This is a genomic window from Desulfonauticus sp., from assembly GCF_055126295.1.
Map to the genome: position 1 here is coordinate 1 of NZ_JBSRHE010000006.1, position 14,819 is coordinate 14,819.

General features: G+C 38.8%; 10 protein-coding genes and 2 pseudogenes. 6 read left to right on the plus strand and 6 right to left on the minus strand.

Going from position 1 to position 14,819, the window contains the following annotated elements; translation table 11 throughout:
* The 6 genes and pseudogenes from ACTCIM_RS05260 to ACTCIM_RS05285 all read left to right on the plus strand — a co-directional run.
* Positions 1-541 (plus strand): annotated as a pseudogene (locus ACTCIM_RS05260) (CoA activase); the annotation flags it as partial.
* 35 nt (positions 542-576) lie between these two features.
* On the plus strand, positions 577-1,722 hold the full coding sequence (locus ACTCIM_RS05265) for a DUF6781 family protein (protein WP_472314275.1): 1,146 nt from the start codon (positions 577-579) through the stop codon (positions 1,720-1,722).
* Between the two features lie 117 nt (positions 1,723-1,839).
* Positions 1,840-2,843, plus strand: a pseudogene (locus ACTCIM_RS05270) (lipid A deacylase LpxR family protein).
* 43 nt (positions 2,844-2,886) lie between these two features.
* Entirely contained in the window at positions 2,887-4,581 is a 1,695-nt protein-coding gene (locus tag ACTCIM_RS05275) for an ABC1 kinase family protein (protein ID WP_472314278.1), read from the plus strand.
* Positions 4,582-5,547: 966 nt separating this feature from the next.
* Positions 5,548-6,180 (plus strand): potassium channel family protein, encoded by a 633-nt coding sequence (locus ACTCIM_RS05280; RefSeq protein ID WP_472314280.1) that lies wholly within the window; start codon positions 5,548-5,550, stop codon positions 6,178-6,180.
* Positions 6,181-6,190: 10 nt separating this feature from the next.
* Positions 6,191-6,940: a bacteriohemerythrin gene (locus ACTCIM_RS05285; protein WP_472314281.1), complete on the plus strand. Its 750-nt coding sequence runs from the start codon at positions 6,191-6,193 to the stop codon at positions 6,938-6,940.
* 163 nt (positions 6,941-7,103) lie between these two features.
* Here ACTCIM_RS05285 and ACTCIM_RS05290 read toward each other — a convergent pair whose 3' ends face one another.
* The 6 genes from ACTCIM_RS05290 to ACTCIM_RS05315 form a co-directional block, all read right to left on the minus strand.
* Positions 7,104-8,030 (minus strand): TSUP family transporter, encoded by a 927-nt coding sequence (locus ACTCIM_RS05290; protein WP_029968846.1) that lies wholly within the window; start codon positions 8,028-8,030, stop codon positions 7,104-7,106.
* A gap of 92 nt (positions 8,031-8,122) precedes the next feature.
* On the minus strand, positions 8,123-8,896 hold the full coding sequence (locus ACTCIM_RS05295; RefSeq protein ID WP_472314284.1) for a hypothetical protein: 774 nt from the start codon (positions 8,894-8,896) through the stop codon (positions 8,123-8,125).
* A gap of 11 nt (positions 8,897-8,907) precedes the next feature.
* Positions 8,908-9,309 carry a DUF4150 domain-containing protein gene (locus tag ACTCIM_RS05300; protein WP_472314287.1) on the minus strand — a complete coding sequence of 134 codons (402 nt, stop codon included), beginning with the start codon at positions 9,307-9,309 and terminating at the stop codon, positions 8,908-8,910.
* Positions 9,310-9,324: 15 nt separating this feature from the next.
* Entirely contained in the window at positions 9,325-9,978 is a 654-nt protein-coding gene (locus tag ACTCIM_RS05305; protein WP_472314289.1) for a DUF3540 domain-containing protein, read from the minus strand.
* 11 nt (positions 9,979-9,989) lie between these two features.
* A complete protein-coding gene (locus ACTCIM_RS05310) occupies positions 9,990-11,048 on the minus strand; it encodes a pentapeptide repeat-containing protein (protein WP_472314292.1) in 1,059 nt (352 codons plus the stop codon).
* Entirely contained in the window at positions 11,041-14,817 is a 3,777-nt protein-coding gene (locus tag ACTCIM_RS05315) for a DUF2169 family type VI secretion system accessory protein (protein WP_472314294.1), read from the minus strand. The genes ACTCIM_RS05310 and ACTCIM_RS05315 overlap by 8 nt, the downstream gene beginning before the upstream one ends.
* Between the last annotated feature and the right edge of the window lie 2 nt (positions 14,818-14,819).

The following is a 14,819-nucleotide window of genomic DNA, read 5'->3' on the forward strand; positions in this document are numbered from 1 at the left end:
CGGCCAAATCGAGCGGATTATGCAGGGATTTCGTTTTTACAGAAAGGCTCATGACTTAAGAAAACTGGCGGCGATAACCGACGAGGTTGTCAGCCTGGCCAACCAGTTTGGCGAAGGATGGCTTCTTACGGCTGAAATGATCGCCATGCTCAATGAAGGTGTCGGCAACATCGTCTGTCTCCAGCCCTTCGGCTGCATTGCCAATCACATTACCGGAAAGGGGATGGAGAATAAACTCAGGGAGATGTTCCCTCATTTGAATCTGCTTTCTCTCGACATGGATGCGGGGGCAAGCGAGGTCAATTTGCTGAACCGCCTCCACTTCATGGTAACAGCGGCACGGGAACAGGTGGCCCGCGAGGAGGGAACGTTGGTCGGGCCGGAAACAGTTCAGCGCTTTACCACTCCCACTGTATGGGCGCAAGAACTGTATATGTTCAACAATTACGCATCACTGGAGGTTGAAAAATGGAGGGCCTGGGTGTCCGGTCTGGGACTTTGGGAAAAAGTGCGGAAAATCAGACGAAGAATCAGCTTGTAACCATCAACATCATTAAATTTTAGGAGGTACAAATCATGTCGGAGAATCAAGTGAAGGACCGTATCGTTGAAGAAGTAAAGATTGCTAAGGAGACGGGAAAGATTACCGCGAATAAGATTCATGAAATCGTCAGAAAGGCTGTGGCCGATGCCGTGTCGGAAGCCAAAGGTGGCGCTGAAGAAATCCGGCCCATCGTGGCCGATGCCCTGTCCGCCGCCGTGGAAGGACTAAGGGCTGCCGACACAGATGTCGCGGAGAATATCAAGGCTGCTCTGGAAGGAGCTGTAGATGGTGTTCGTGTCCATAAGGATCAGGCTATCGATGTTGTCAGAAAAAAGATACGTGAACTTGAAGCGAAACTTGAAACGGAAAAAGCCGAACTGGCACAATCTGTCAAAGATGCCCTCCAGGGAACAAAAGACGCTGGCGAAACATTTTCAGAAGAGATCCGAACTCAGATCGAATCGGTTGCGACCGACATCAAACTGAATAGTACGGAAATATTAGGTTTGACCAGGGAGACGGTCAAGGAGGCGGTCAAACAGGCCATCGAAACCGGCGAGAATGTGAGAGAGACCGTGACTCAGATTGCCAAGGATGCCACGGAAAGGGCATTTAAAGAGAGCCGGTTCACCGCTGACCGGGTGAAGAAAATTGCCGAAAAGGTCATGTCCGGCGCAGTGGAGGCCGCGGAGGAAGTGGGTCAAGAGGTCAAGGATGTTGCCCATGGTGCCTTTGAAGGGGCCCAAAAGGGAATCGCGTCAACGGTAGAGTCTATTGGAGACAAAACTAAGGAATTTGTCCACGATGATCTTGCCCGGACAAAGGAAGACCTTGAAGCAATCGAGGAGCTTTTCCTGGAGTCTGCCGGCAGGGTGGCAAAACGCTCCGGAGAAACAGCAAAGACAGTATTGGTCGATCTGGTGGAACAAACTGAAAGAACGACTTCCGTGCTAAGAGAAAAAAGCGGCCACGCAGCGGAAAAAGTCGCCGGAAGGCTGAAAAAAACCGGAAAAGAAGCCGTCCAAACGAGCGTGAACAGCGCCGGCAAACTAGCCCGCGCCATGGCCGAAGAGGCGATAGCGCTTGGAAAAAGATCCGTGGACGTTGCAAAGGGGGCCATCTCGGGAATGTGGAAGGGGGCAAAAGACGCTCTTCAAAAAGAAAAGGACAACCAGTAGCGACTCAACCCAGCATTTTCATGGCAAGAAAAAGCGATTGAGGATCAAGGACTTATAGTGACAGATGAAACTGTGAAACGAACTGCATTCAAATATTTGGTACTGCTGATGCTGCCAATGAGCATTGCACTTGTTTTTGGGGATAGACCGTGTGAAGCTACGGAAAATTCACGGACATTCAGCTTTTATTTTGAAAACGATCTGTTTGCGGATACCGACCAGGGCTACACCAACGGTGTAAAGCTGTCCTGGATTTCACATGATTTGACAGGTTATGCAGAGAGTGGCAGGCTGCCGAAGTGGAGTTTGCCGATCATCCGTCGGCTGCCTTTCATTAATGAGCCGGGGCTGCAACGCAATGTAGTCCTCTCCATCGGGCAGAACATGTACACACCTGAGGATATTGAGGCTGAAGAACTGCTTGAAGATGACCGCCCATATGCGGGATGGACCTACTTCGGCATCGGCCTTCACAGTAAAAATGAGCGCCGTCTGGATTTGATGGAGATCCAGCTCGGCATGACAGGTCCCGCATCTTTCGCCGAACAGACGCAAAAACGGGTTCATGAATGGAGAGGTTGTCAACGCCCGAACGGCTGGGACAATCAAATCAAGAACGAACCCGGACTTGCCGTCATATACGAACGAAAATGGCGGTTTCTGTATGATTGGAATGTCGGGAAACTTGGTTTTGATGTCATTCCTCATATAGGCGGCGCACTGGGCAATGTTTACACCTATGCCAATGCCGGAATGGAAGCCCGGCTGGGATGGAATATCCCCAGGGATTTCGGGACGTCTCTAATCCGACCGGCCGGCGATTCCAATGCCCCTATGAATACACGGGACCCACGCGTCTCCAGTGGTCCAAGATTCGGTCTGTATGTGTTTGCCGCGGCTGACGGGCGTGCCGTGCTGCATGACATCTTTCTGGACGGAAACACCTTTACCGACAGCCACAGCGTTGATAAAAAAATTTTGTGGCTGATATTGGAGCAGGCGTCGGATTGATCATTTATCGCTTCAAGCTTTGCTACACCCATGTTTTGCGGACAAAGGAGTTCGAAGGACAAGAAGATGACCAGGTTTTCGGTTCCATCACCCTTTCCTTTACATACTGAGTTTTGATTTTCTCAAATCGGTCGTAGCAAGGAGGGCAGAAATTTGACATTTTTCAAGATCGGAGATATCGGGCGCACCTACCGCCACATGCAGCGTTATCGCCAAATTCTTGCCGTGCTTTTTAAATATGGTTTTGGAGACCTGATTGACGCGCTTAAGATCGAACAGTACCTGGAAATTGGGTTACAGATGATCTCCCGTAAACGCCGGGAGAAAATCGGGACGCTTTCCCGCGCTGTTCGGGTAAGGATGGTACTGGAAGAACTGGGTCCCACTTTCCTCAAGCTGGGCCAGATTCTTTCCACCCGGCCCGACCTGTTGCCGGTTGAGTTTATGCAAGAGCTTACCAAGCTTCAGGATGAAGTGCCGCCGTTTCCATTCCCGGAGGTGGAAGCAGTTGTCAAAGAGGAACTCCAAAAACCGATTGATCAGCTTTTTTCCAGTTTTGATGAAAAACCTCTTGCCGCCGCCTCTATCGGTCAGGTTCACCAAGCGAGAATGCCTGATGGAAAAAATGTGGTCGTCAAGATTCAGAGGCCAGGCATCCAGCGTACTATCGAAGTAGACCTGGAGATCATGACGCACCTGGCGGGCTTGATGGAGCATCACCTGGAAGGATGGGATATACAGCGCCCAACCAGGGTAGTGGAAGAATTTGCCCATACGCTGGAGAAGGAATTGGACTATACTCTGGAAGCGGCGCACACGGAGCGGTTTGCCAGACAGTTTGAGGATGAGCCGGCGGTTTATGTGCCGCAGGTCTATCGCGAAGTAACCACATCACGGGTTCTGACTATGGAACATATAAGTGGTATTAAGGCTTCCGATATTGACCGGTTGGAAAAAGAGGGGCTTGACCGAAGCGAAATTGCCCGACAAGGCCTCATCCTGATCATGAAGCAGATCTTTGTTCATGGTTTTTTTCATGCCGATCCCCATCCGGGCAACATCTTTGTCCTTCCGGACAATGTCCTCTGCTATATAGACTTCGGCATGATGGGACGACTGGATCTGGAAACGCGGGAACGTTTCGCCGATCTGATCATGAGTATCGTTCATCGGGATGAGCGAGAGGCAGCAAAAGCTCTGCTACGGCTCACGCTTTCGGAAGAAGAACCGGATTATCCTGCCCTTCAAAGAGATACGGCCGGATTTATGGATAAGCATTGCTACCGTCCACTAAAGGATGTGGAACTGGGACCGCTGTTACACCAGTTTATGGAGATGGCGAAAAAACATCGTCTGGGTATCCCGCCCGATCTGTTTTTGATGATCAAGGCACTGAGTACGGTGGAAGGACTCGGCCGGGCGCTTGATCCAAATTTGGATGTTATCGAACAGGCCGCTCCATTCATGAAACGCATTCAGTTAAACCGTATCCACCCCCGACGAATCGGAAAAGACATGGTCGATTCCGGGACCGATCTTTTCTACCTTTTAAAGGATATCCCAGGAGAGGTTCGAACAATTCTCAAATTGGTAAGACAGGGCAAGGTCAAAATGGAGTTTGAACATCGTGGACTGGAACCGATGATCGCCGCCAATGACCGGATCAGCAACCGGCTTTCCTTTGCCGTTGTCCTGGCATCCCTGGTGATCGGCTCGGGCCTTATTGTTCTTTCGGGAGTTCCACCAAAATGGAATGAAATCCCCGTTATCGGCCTGATCGGCTTCATGGTTGCAGGCGCCATGGGCTTCTGGTTGCTGATATCGATCATGAGAAGCGGGAGGATGTAGAGGATGTAAAATCATCTTGAAGCCCAAATAAGCTGGTGGCGTCAACGAAGATAACAACTGAGTTTTTTGGAATAAGTTTCAGGACGTTAATATATGAAAAGAATAGCCTGAACCTTCTTTAGTGAAAAGAATGTCACGGTGCCCCGATCAATTATAGTCGTCTTTAACCGATGTTAAAGGATTATAGGGTGGAGATGGATGCACTCAATATTCATATTGGACAACAAAAAAGGTCCTCCTTGCCTGTGTGTATACCGTGCGGACAAGTCCATTCTGGTCCTGTGCAAGCTGGAGGGACGAGACCACAAAATGGTCTTCAACCTCATTCCCCCCACCCACAGGAAACGACCTATTCTTTGATAACCCATTAATATTGAAAGCTTTCAGTTAATTGTGAGTGAAAGAGAACGGTTCTGAATAGGCTTACACGCGGGAATGGAGATCTGATTGTGCGGTTGATTTTGAGGACCTGAATTACGATATCACCGCATTTGATGCAAACGGGAATCGAACCCATGTCCATTCTCTGTTTGGAGAAAATGTGGAGAAAAACATTTCCCGCGTAGGGATGCGGAGAACGTGATTCGGAGGCTCTCAACGCATTGTAAATAAAGGGCTTTTGGTGTGTTGGCACTGGGGGGACTGGATTTCCGGAAGGCGGCGAGCCCTCCACCAAATTTTTCTAAAATTATCTAATTCCAATTTATATATTTTCCGTCAACACTCCTTCCTTTGAGATTTTTTATTTTATAACATTCCCCTGGTCTCCAACGGTTTTTCATTTCTTTAGAACCTTTTAAAAATTATTTAACTTAAGATATTCCTTTCTCATTTTTGCCAAAAAGACTCTTCCCATATGTCAGAAAATAGGTTATTGCTATTTTGTGTATCTAGTCTAGTAGTATAGTTGTAAAAATAAGTTTACAGGGCAAACTTAAAGTTTTTATTGAGCAAGAATTTTTCAAAATGAAAGAATATCGCAAAGAATGGCTAAAATTATCAATTATAATAATTTCTATTTTAATGATAGGTACTCTTGGATATTATTTTTTAGAAGATGGGTGGTCACTGCTGGATGCCTTTTACATGGTAATAATAAGTGTTACCACTGTTGGGTATGGAGAAATACACGAGCTTTCTCCTGCAGGGCGTGTCTTTACCATTTTTTTAATTTTATCTGGACTTGGGGTTGCTGCCACTACAATGACAAAGGTAGCCAAGTTTTTGTTGGAAGGAGAAATAAAAGGAGCATTTAGGAGGAAAAGAGTGTCAAAAAAGATTAGCAAGTTAAAAAATCACTACATTGTTTGTGGACACGGACGCTCTGGCTCTACTATTTGTTTAAAGTTATACGAGTTGAACATCCCCTTTGTGGTCATTGACAATAGAGAAGAGGCATTACAAATTGCTGAGGAAAGAGGATTTTTAACAGTACCTGGGAATGCAGGGAGTGATGTGAATTTGCTTGCTGCTGGTATTGAACGGGCTAAGGGATTGGTAACCTGCTGCTCAGATGACGGGACAAATTTACTCATAGCCCTGGCAGCCAGAGAACTCAATCCCAACATATATAATTTCTCTAGGAACTTTTCCCACTAATGAATCCAGGATGATTAGAGCAGGTGCTGATGAAGTGGTTTATCCTATACGTTTAGGCAGTGAGCAAGTGGCCAAATTTATAGGAAAACAATATGGTATTGATTTAGAAGACTCTACAAACTTAGCTCCTCCCAATTTATTGGGATACAACTTAAAACTAGTAAAGTATTTTGATTCAAAAAATGCTCCACTAAAAAATATTATAGATAGATATAATGCCATTAGTGTGGTTGCTTTAAAACGTAAATCTGGAATTACTATTGAAAATCCTGGTTTAGACACCCTGGTTGAAAGAGATGATTCCGTAATTTTGCTGGTAAAAGAAGATAAAAAAGCTATTACTTCACCTACAAGTTTCGAAAAAATAGTCTGGTCAGATGACTATTCCGTTGGTATCCAGTCCATTGACGAGGAGCACAGAGGTCTTATATTGCTTATCAATAGATTTGGGGATGCTCTTTTTGTCTCTAAGAGTAAAAAAGAAGTGGCTAAGGCCTTTGAGCAATTACTTGATTATACAGTAAATCATTTTAGAAACGAAGAAGAGTTAATGGAAAAATACAATTACCCTGAGATAAAGCAGCATATTCAGGATCATCATAGATTAACCCAGGAGGTGTTAGAACTAAACAAAGACAAACAGTATGTATTTCCTGATAATATCATTGAATTTTTAAAATCCTGGTTAATCAATCATATTCTGGAAGTGGATAGGCGTCTTGGTGAGTTTTTGGTAAAAAAGGGAATACATGAAAGGTAAAATATAATGAGTTTTAAGGAACAATTAACTTTTAAAAGGTTTCAAACAATTTAAATCTAAAAAATGTTAGTTTTAGTTAGTTATTTTGGTCTTTAGTATATTTACAAAAAGCTTTATTATCTAGTTTATATCATACTTACTTAAAGTTTCATTTAAAATTGACTTAAATAAGAAAATTTAGAATGTATTTTAAAGCAGTAATAAATATAGTTAAAATTAAAATTATTTTGATGAATTTAGCAGGAATATATTTTTGGCATCTTGCCCCAAGATAAATACCAGCCATACCACCTAATCCAAAGAGTAGACCCAATCGCCAATCTGGAGCTACGGAAAGATGGGGATAAAAAGGAGCCAGTAGTTGATAGAAAATAACCCCAGCAATGGAAGTAACAAAGGTGCCCATCAAAGCTGCTCCAGCTATGGTGTAAACTGGAAGCTCAAAAAAAGTAACTAAAAAGGGAGCAATAATTGCTCCTCCACCTATTCCATAAATACCTCCAATAATTCCCACCATAAAGGTCAGAGTAAAGATTCCCCAAAAGGAAACCTCAAATTCTTCTCCATAAAAGGAATAGGCAAGTTTTTTCCAGTTAAAAGCAATAACTTTGGTTCCGGGCAGGTTTTTACGTTGCGATTTTTCTTTAAAGGACCTTACCAGATTTTCAAATTTCTTCTCACTGGTGGACAATTTTTGTTTATTTAATTCCTTTACCATTTTTAAGCCAATGTAGGCCAGGACCAAGCCAGCAAAGAATTTAAAATTGCGGGGATCCGGAAGGTAAATAACTCGAATGATTGCTCCCAGAAAAACTCCTGGAAGAGTCCCTAAAATAACCAGGAGAGTTAAGGGCCAGACCATACGTCCTTCCTTCCAATAGCGATAGACTCCACTGGGGATGGCAACAATATTAAAGACCTGGTTGGTGGCACTTACCGAAGGAGAAGTATAACCCAGGATAGACATTTGAAAGGGCAGAAGTAAAAAGGCTCCAGAAACGCCTCCCATGGAAGTAAAAAAGGAAATGCCAAAGGCCACCAGAGGAGGAATGTACCAGCTAATTTCTAAGTTGGCAGTGGGAAAGTACATTGTTTGCTCCTGTGATTTAGATGCTAAAAATAGTTAGCAAAAAGAGATGAGAGGAGCAAGACATTCTTTTTTGAAATGACTATGAACAAATTTTAATAAAAGTTTAAGAAGTGGACTTCCAAATTGTCGTCCTCCTGGTATGGACCAAAAAATAGTTTTTGGGGGATACCTGTTACTTTTACAAAATAAGAATCTTTATCTTGCAAAGGATTTTTCACTGCCCAGGCTGTAAATTCTTCTTCCTTAAAATTTACTTTAAGACCTTTAAGGGGATAGTTTAAGATACATTTTGCAGGTAGTTTGCCTTTTTCTCCAACTCCGTGAGCGCTTATTTCTGCTTTACTTACTCCCAAAATAGCTCCTTCCCAATTCTTGTTTTTCCCTGGCCCCACTTCAAACCAGGTCCCAAGCCCTGGGTAGGCAATAACATTTAACGAATATTCCAGGTTGTACTCTGTAGGGACAGGTAGATTGGACTTGGCCACCAGTTTAGCTCCCAGGTTAGGATGGTTTAAGGGTAAGAGAGTGCTTCCTTTTAACGGAGTGGGTAAATGCTCTAAGGTTAGAGATTCATCTGGAGTTAGCCAGAGAATGGGGAAATTGATGGATTTTATATTTTGTAAACAAATAGCAAGCAAAGAAAGTCCATAACTAATAGAAGGGGTTAAATTTTCCTGGTTAGCAATGATTATCCAGAGTTTGGTTTCGTCTGCTTTTAGCTCTTTTAAGGGAGCAAGCCAGGCCATTTTCTCTAACTCATCTGTCCAAAAGTGACCTTGGGCTTCAAGTCCATACTGTTTACTGAGTTTAAGTAAGGGGCCTACAATATTTTTTTCTTTAATTAAGGATGTTATCCAAATAGTCATAAATTACCTCTTTAGCCTAGGGTTAAAACTGTAACTTGACTGGGAACAATACAATTTCCCATGCAATTGGGCAGCATTCCTAAAGAATTTTGTCCAGTAATACTGGTAAGTCTTTGAGCAGGGGCTCCACCTACCAATATGGTAGTACAGCCAACAATATATTCTGTTTGTCCATCTATTAGATGGGAAACTACTCCACCAGCAGTACCTGCTTCGTCTCCAAAACTTGAAACCCCTTTTGAAAGCAGATTAATCGTAGGCATGCAATCCACTAAAACATTGGGAACTACTGGTTCGCTTAATATACTCATATTGAAATTGGGATAGGGAAGTGGTGCTCCTGCTGCTTCTGGGGTAATACATACATCGGGAAAACCAAAATTCATTCCTGGTCCTGTAGTTAACATAAACATAGTTTACTCCTTTTTTTAACCTAAATGTACTTGTTCTCCATTTATGGTAATAACTTCTTCAGACATATGAGTTGCATTTTTTGAGTGCATAGTAAGTGTATCTTCTACCAAGTATCTAGATGAATTTGACTGTACTTCATTATGTTCTTTTACAAATTTAAAGGAGTTTATAAGTTTTTGGGTTAATCTTTCAATTACTTGTTCTACAGAGATGCATACCATTTTTATTTTTTTTAGGCTTGCTTTAATTTTTTTACCAGTAAATACAACGCTTTGAATATTGATATCTCCTTTATGAGAAGAAATAAAAAAATTATTTGAAGCCAGGGTCAAATTGTTCTGACTTGCTAGGGATATATCGTTTTTAGCAAATAAATTTATTTTGCCTGATATAGATTCAATATTTACATTGCCTTGAAAGTTTAGATTTATATTTTTGTTTTCTTTTGCTCTATCTAATACAGACAAGATAAAACTTTCTCCTTGACTGTCTATAGATATTAATACTTTATCTCCTATTTCTGGTTTGATTAAGCAACTTATAGATTTCTTAGTTTGTATTTCTCCATTATTAGTTTTTACAATCCATTGTTGGTTTTTAAACTCAACAATATTTCCATATTCTAGCCATGGCTGGTCAAGGTCTAATTTTTTAGCAATGTTTTTCATAGAATTCTCCTCTAAATAATATTGGGTTGCCAATTTTCTGCCTCTTCTAAATCTTTGTCTATTTTTTGTAATATTTTTTTGTTTGCTCCATCCCAAATAGTGTGGTCTTCAATTGTTCTATATAGCTTGGCCATAAATAAATTTGCTTGAGTAAAGTCAGCACCAGTTAAATTGGCAAAAGAAAAGTCAGAGTAAGAGCAGTCTGCATACTTAAATATGGTTGTTATACATGAAGATTTGGAGAAAACACAATTTTTTAAATTAGAATTAGTGAAATTGGCTTCTCTCAAGTTAGCTTTTCCAAAAAATGATTTAGCAAAGGATGAGTTAGTTATGTTTGCTTTTTTTAGATTAGCCTCCATAAACATAGTATTTTCGCCTATTACTTCCTTTAAATTTGCCTCTTCTAAATTAGTTTTGTAAAAGTAGGAAAAGGATATCTCTGCTCTATTGAAGTTTGCTTTTTTTAAATTTGATTCGCTAGCATTTACTTGAATAAATTTAACATTGCTAAAATCATATTCTTCGAGATCACATTTATTAAAAAGTATCTTTAAAAAGTTAACTCCTTTAAAAATAGTATTTTTTAATTTTGCATCGTTGAAAGTGACTTTAGTGAGTTTTGCATTATTAAAGTTAGCTGCTGTTAAATTAGTTTTGTTTAAAATTATTTTTTCTAAAATTGAATTTTCAAAACATGCCTTTTCAAAATTTGATTGAGAAAATGAGGACCAAGAAAGAACTGCATTTGAAAAATTGGCCAGAGAAAAATTAATTTCATTCATTACGCACATATGAAATTTGACATTTTTTAAACTCGTTTCTTTGAAAATAAGGTTGGATAAAATGACTCTGTTAAGCTCAATTTCATCCAAGCATGCACCCGTAAAATCACAGTTTTTAAACCCTGTTTTTTGAATGTTTGCTCTTTTTAAGTTTGCCCCTTTAAAAGATACGTTTTCAAATCTCCCTCCTGTTAAATCTGTATGGGATAGATCAATGTTAGTAAGGTTAACATTGGAAATAGTGTCGTTATTCTTTATTGCTTTTAAGATTTCTTCTTTAGTCACTTAACTCTCCATCTTGCAATAAATCAATTCTACCTTCTAGAAAAGTTTTCTTTATGTTAGCTCTGCTTATCTTAGTATTTCCCATGATTGCCTTATAAAAATCAACTGCAAATAGGTTTGAATCCCTTAAATCTGTATTAACTAATCTTGTTTTTCTAAGAGAACCTTGAAAAAGATTTATTCCTCTTAAATTAGCTTTTTCAAGGTCACACTTTATAAATCTACTGTTTTTAGCTGGAACACAAAAGAAATTGCTTTCTTTTAACTTACAATCTTCAAATATGGTTGATTCAATAGTACTTCCTTGAAAATTGGCACTATTTAGCTTGGTTTCTCTAAAGCATCCATTTATAATAATTGAATTAGTAAAATTAGAATTTTTAAAGTCAGCATCTTTTGCAGTACGCATGTTTACTAGTTTAGAGTCTATAAATAGAATATTTTTTGCTTTTGATTTTATAAAAATAGTATTGTCTAAAGAAATATTAGAAAAGTTTGTATTATCTAGAGTATTATCTTGAAATATACATTTTGAAATTTTACTTTCCAAGAAAATTGCATTGTTGACATTACTTTTTGATATGGAATTCATACTCAATTTTGCTTGATGAAAATTAATATCTTTTAATTTTGCCTTTTGTAAGGAAGACATTTTGATATTGGCACTTGCGAAATTTGATTTTATAAAATTTGTTTCTAAGATGATAGACATATATATGGTACATTTTTTTAAGCTAGTATTTTCAAAATTTGTATATTTTAAAATGCTTTTTTTAATTTTTGAGCCCTCTAGGTTGGCTCTAGAAAAGATAGCTTTGTCTACAATTGTTTTGTTAAACGTGACCTTTGTTAGATTGCAATTAGTAAAATTAGTATTTGAACATATAGCTTCTGTGAAATCCGCTCCTTCAAGGTTAAGACCTGATAAGTCTAGGCCAGCTAACATGGTTTGACTAAGGTTTTTATCTTTTTGGTATTTTTCAATAACTTGCTCTCTGGTAAGAGGTTCTAATCTATCTGGGTTTAGTCCTTGAGTCTTTAATTTGTCTTTAAACTCTTCAATGGTTTTACCTGATTTTAAGTTGGCTATTTTTTCTTTTGCTTTAGTTAGCTTGTCTACTTCTGTAGCATATCGTTTAGCAGCATTTTCTCCCATTAGACTTGCTTGTTTTGCACTTGTATTCAGTTTAGCTTCTATTTCTGGAGTAAGCTTATTGTGACTTCTTAATTGTTCTTTTTGTTCTTTTATGATTTTAGCGAGTTCTTTTCCTTGTTGAGCTAAGTCTTTAGGTTCAGGAACTTTAGAGTTTAATGCCTTTTCTGGTTCTAGACCCATTTTTTTTAATTTTGGTTCCAAATCTTTTTTTATTTTTGTAATCTCTTGTTCCAATTTTGTTTTCTTAGATGCTAAATCGTTTATCTTAGGTTGATGAAAGGCCTTTAATTCAGTTTGAAAATTTTTTATAATTCCTTTTATATCTAAAGTGGGTAAGCTAAAATCTTTTAAGAGAGAATCTTTTGATAGTTTTCCTGGTTTCGGAAGATTGATATTTATATTGTGTTTCTTAACAAAGTCTTCTGGCATAACCTCCATTACCCAAGTTCTAATGTCTATATTATTTTTGGGTAGTTCAAATAAATTATTTCCAATAGTAAATGGTAATGTTTTTATGTTTGGATATTTATCCCTCCAGACCTGTAATTTGTGCTCAGAATAATTTTTAGGTACAGCGATAATAAGTAACATGGCATCATCAATGGCTTTTTTTATAGTGTCATCTAGTTTATCTATCTCCTCAATATCTTTTAATGCCAAAATAGTGCATGCATCTCCTACTTCTTGTTCTAAAAGATAGGCTGCAAGTTCGTCTTCAATAATAATTACTGGTACTTTTTCTTTTTCAACAGCAGGTAAAAAAATAGGACTGAATTGAGAACCTGGCATCAAAAATTCATCATAAGAAGAGGCCCAATCAGAGCTTCTTACTTTAAAGCCAATTAACTTTTCTTCTTGAAAGTAGGGGATTACCAATCCTTTGGGAATAATAATCTCTTTTTTGTTTTTTATGTTCCAGTTGCTTAGATTTTCTTTTCTTTCTTCTTGGTTTAATCCCAACCAGACCTTTTCAATAGTTTCTTTTTCAAAGCCCATTGAGATTAAAATCTTTTTTACGTCCTTGTTTTTTTCTAAATTTTTCCTCCAGAATACAACTAAAGGAAAACCCTGTTTATGCCAGGGATCATCAGGTCCTTTTTTTTCTAAGATGTGATCCAGGTCAAGCTCCTTATCTAGGTGCTGGAGCTGTTCTTTTGGTAATTCTTTATATTTATTTTTCAAACTTTCTTTAATGGCTTCAAGTTGGTCTAAGCTGTTTTTTTTATGTTGTTTGATAGAGGAAAAGATTTTGTGAATCTTTCTTTCTGTTTTATCCAGGTTTTCTCTAAGTTGATCAAATGCATTTAAAGGTATTTTTACTAAATGTCCCCACTTGGTATGCATGTTTTGGGCTAAGAGTTCAAGTTTATCTATTTGTTTTCTGGTTTGTTGAATACTTTGAATCTTTTTTTCCTCTATTTCATCCAAGGTATAAGTCATTTTTGGAGCTTTGCCCATTGCTTTTAGTTTTGCATTTTCTATCTTTTTGGGAAGAGACTTAATTTTCTTTAAGGTCTTAGCTATTTCTTTTTGAGCATTTTCAAAAGGTGATAAGTCAATATCAACAGCTCTATTTATTTTCTTTTTTTGTTCTTCTAAATAATGAGATTTAGGTTTAGGCTCCTCATGTAAAGACTCTTGGGCTAGAAAAATATATTTTACATCTCTAAATTCTTCGTCTTGGATTTCAGTTAGACCTCTGTAAATTAAAAGCCCTTTTTCTATTTCAGGGAAAAGCCAGAGAGTATCAATATTGTTTTTTACTTCAACAAATTCTTCTAAAGTGTCTTGTTTAGAATATTTTATCTTAGTAACAAAGCATCTGATTTTAAGGCCAGGGAGTTTAGATTCTATTACAGGTATATCTGGATGCATGTTGGTGATGGTTATTTTTTCATCACCCTGGAAATATTCCTTTAAAAATTGATCTTCAGAAGCCATGTTAAAAAAATCATAATTCATGTCCTCTGGAAAGTAAGGCCATTTTTCCTTTAACCATTTTTCATCATAAGTCCCTTGTTTATTAAATCTTTGAGGCCACATGATATCGATGGGACCAAAGGAAGCGGGTTCAGGCCTATCTTTTATGGATACTATCAATTGATTTGGATATTCCACATTAGGGAGAGGAATTACTTCTTTTCCATCAGGAAGTAATACCTTATCAATACCTTTACCTAGAGGATTTTTTTTATAATTTTTGCCACCAAAGGCATTTTTCCAGGATATGGGCATCTTCGTAAAGGGTTTGGGCTCTGAAATTTTCCAGCCCAAGGGAGATGGTTTCCAATACCTGTCTCCAAAAACTGTTAAGGTCTTATTTAAATTCCCTACTTTTACTCTGACTTCTAACACGGGTGTTGCTTTTTGTTTTGGGCTAAAGCAACTGCCAGTAAGTAATAGCTCTCCCCGAGGCTTCGGTATGCCCATATCAAGTATTGAATTGCCCTTTAATGTATTAGGTAGTTTTTGCCACAGCTCTTGCTCAGTTAAAATATTTTTAGGGTTTATGAGATCAAAAAGTATAAATTTAGAACAAACTAAATAGATTTTATCTTTTATCTTTATAGACTTTATAAAGAGAGATATGGAATTATCTTTTAATATTTTCATGT

Bases quoted from the DNA above. Each gene is read 5' to 3' on its own strand.
- ACTCIM_RS05265 (WP_472314275.1), top strand. From the start codon at position 577: ATGTCGGAGAATCAAGTGAAGGACCGTATCGTTGAAGAAGTAAAGATT.
- ACTCIM_RS05285 (WP_472314281.1), top strand. From the start codon at position 6,191: ATGATTAGAGCAGGTGCTGATGAAGTGGTTTATCCTATACGTTTAGGC.
- ACTCIM_RS05305 (WP_472314289.1), bottom strand. From the start codon at position 9,978: ATGAAAAACATTGCTAAAAAATTAGACCTTGACCAGCCATGGCTAGAA.
- ACTCIM_RS05295 (WP_472314284.1), bottom strand. From the start codon at position 8,896: ATGACTATTTGGATAACATCCTTAATTAAAGAAAAAAATATTGTAGGC.
- ACTCIM_RS05315 (WP_472314294.1), bottom strand. From the start codon at position 14,817: ATGAAAATATTAAAAGATAATTCCATATCTCTCTTTATAAAGTCTATA.
- ACTCIM_RS05280 (WP_472314280.1), top strand. From the start codon at position 5,548: ATGAAAGAATATCGCAAAGAATGGCTAAAATTATCAATTATAATAATT.
- ACTCIM_RS05290 (WP_029968846.1), bottom strand. From the start codon at position 8,030: ATGTACTTTCCCACTGCCAACTTAGAAATTAGCTGGTACATTCCTCCT.
- ACTCIM_RS05300 (WP_472314287.1), bottom strand. From the start codon at position 9,309: ATGTTTATGTTAACTACAGGACCAGGAATGAATTTTGGTTTTCCCGAT.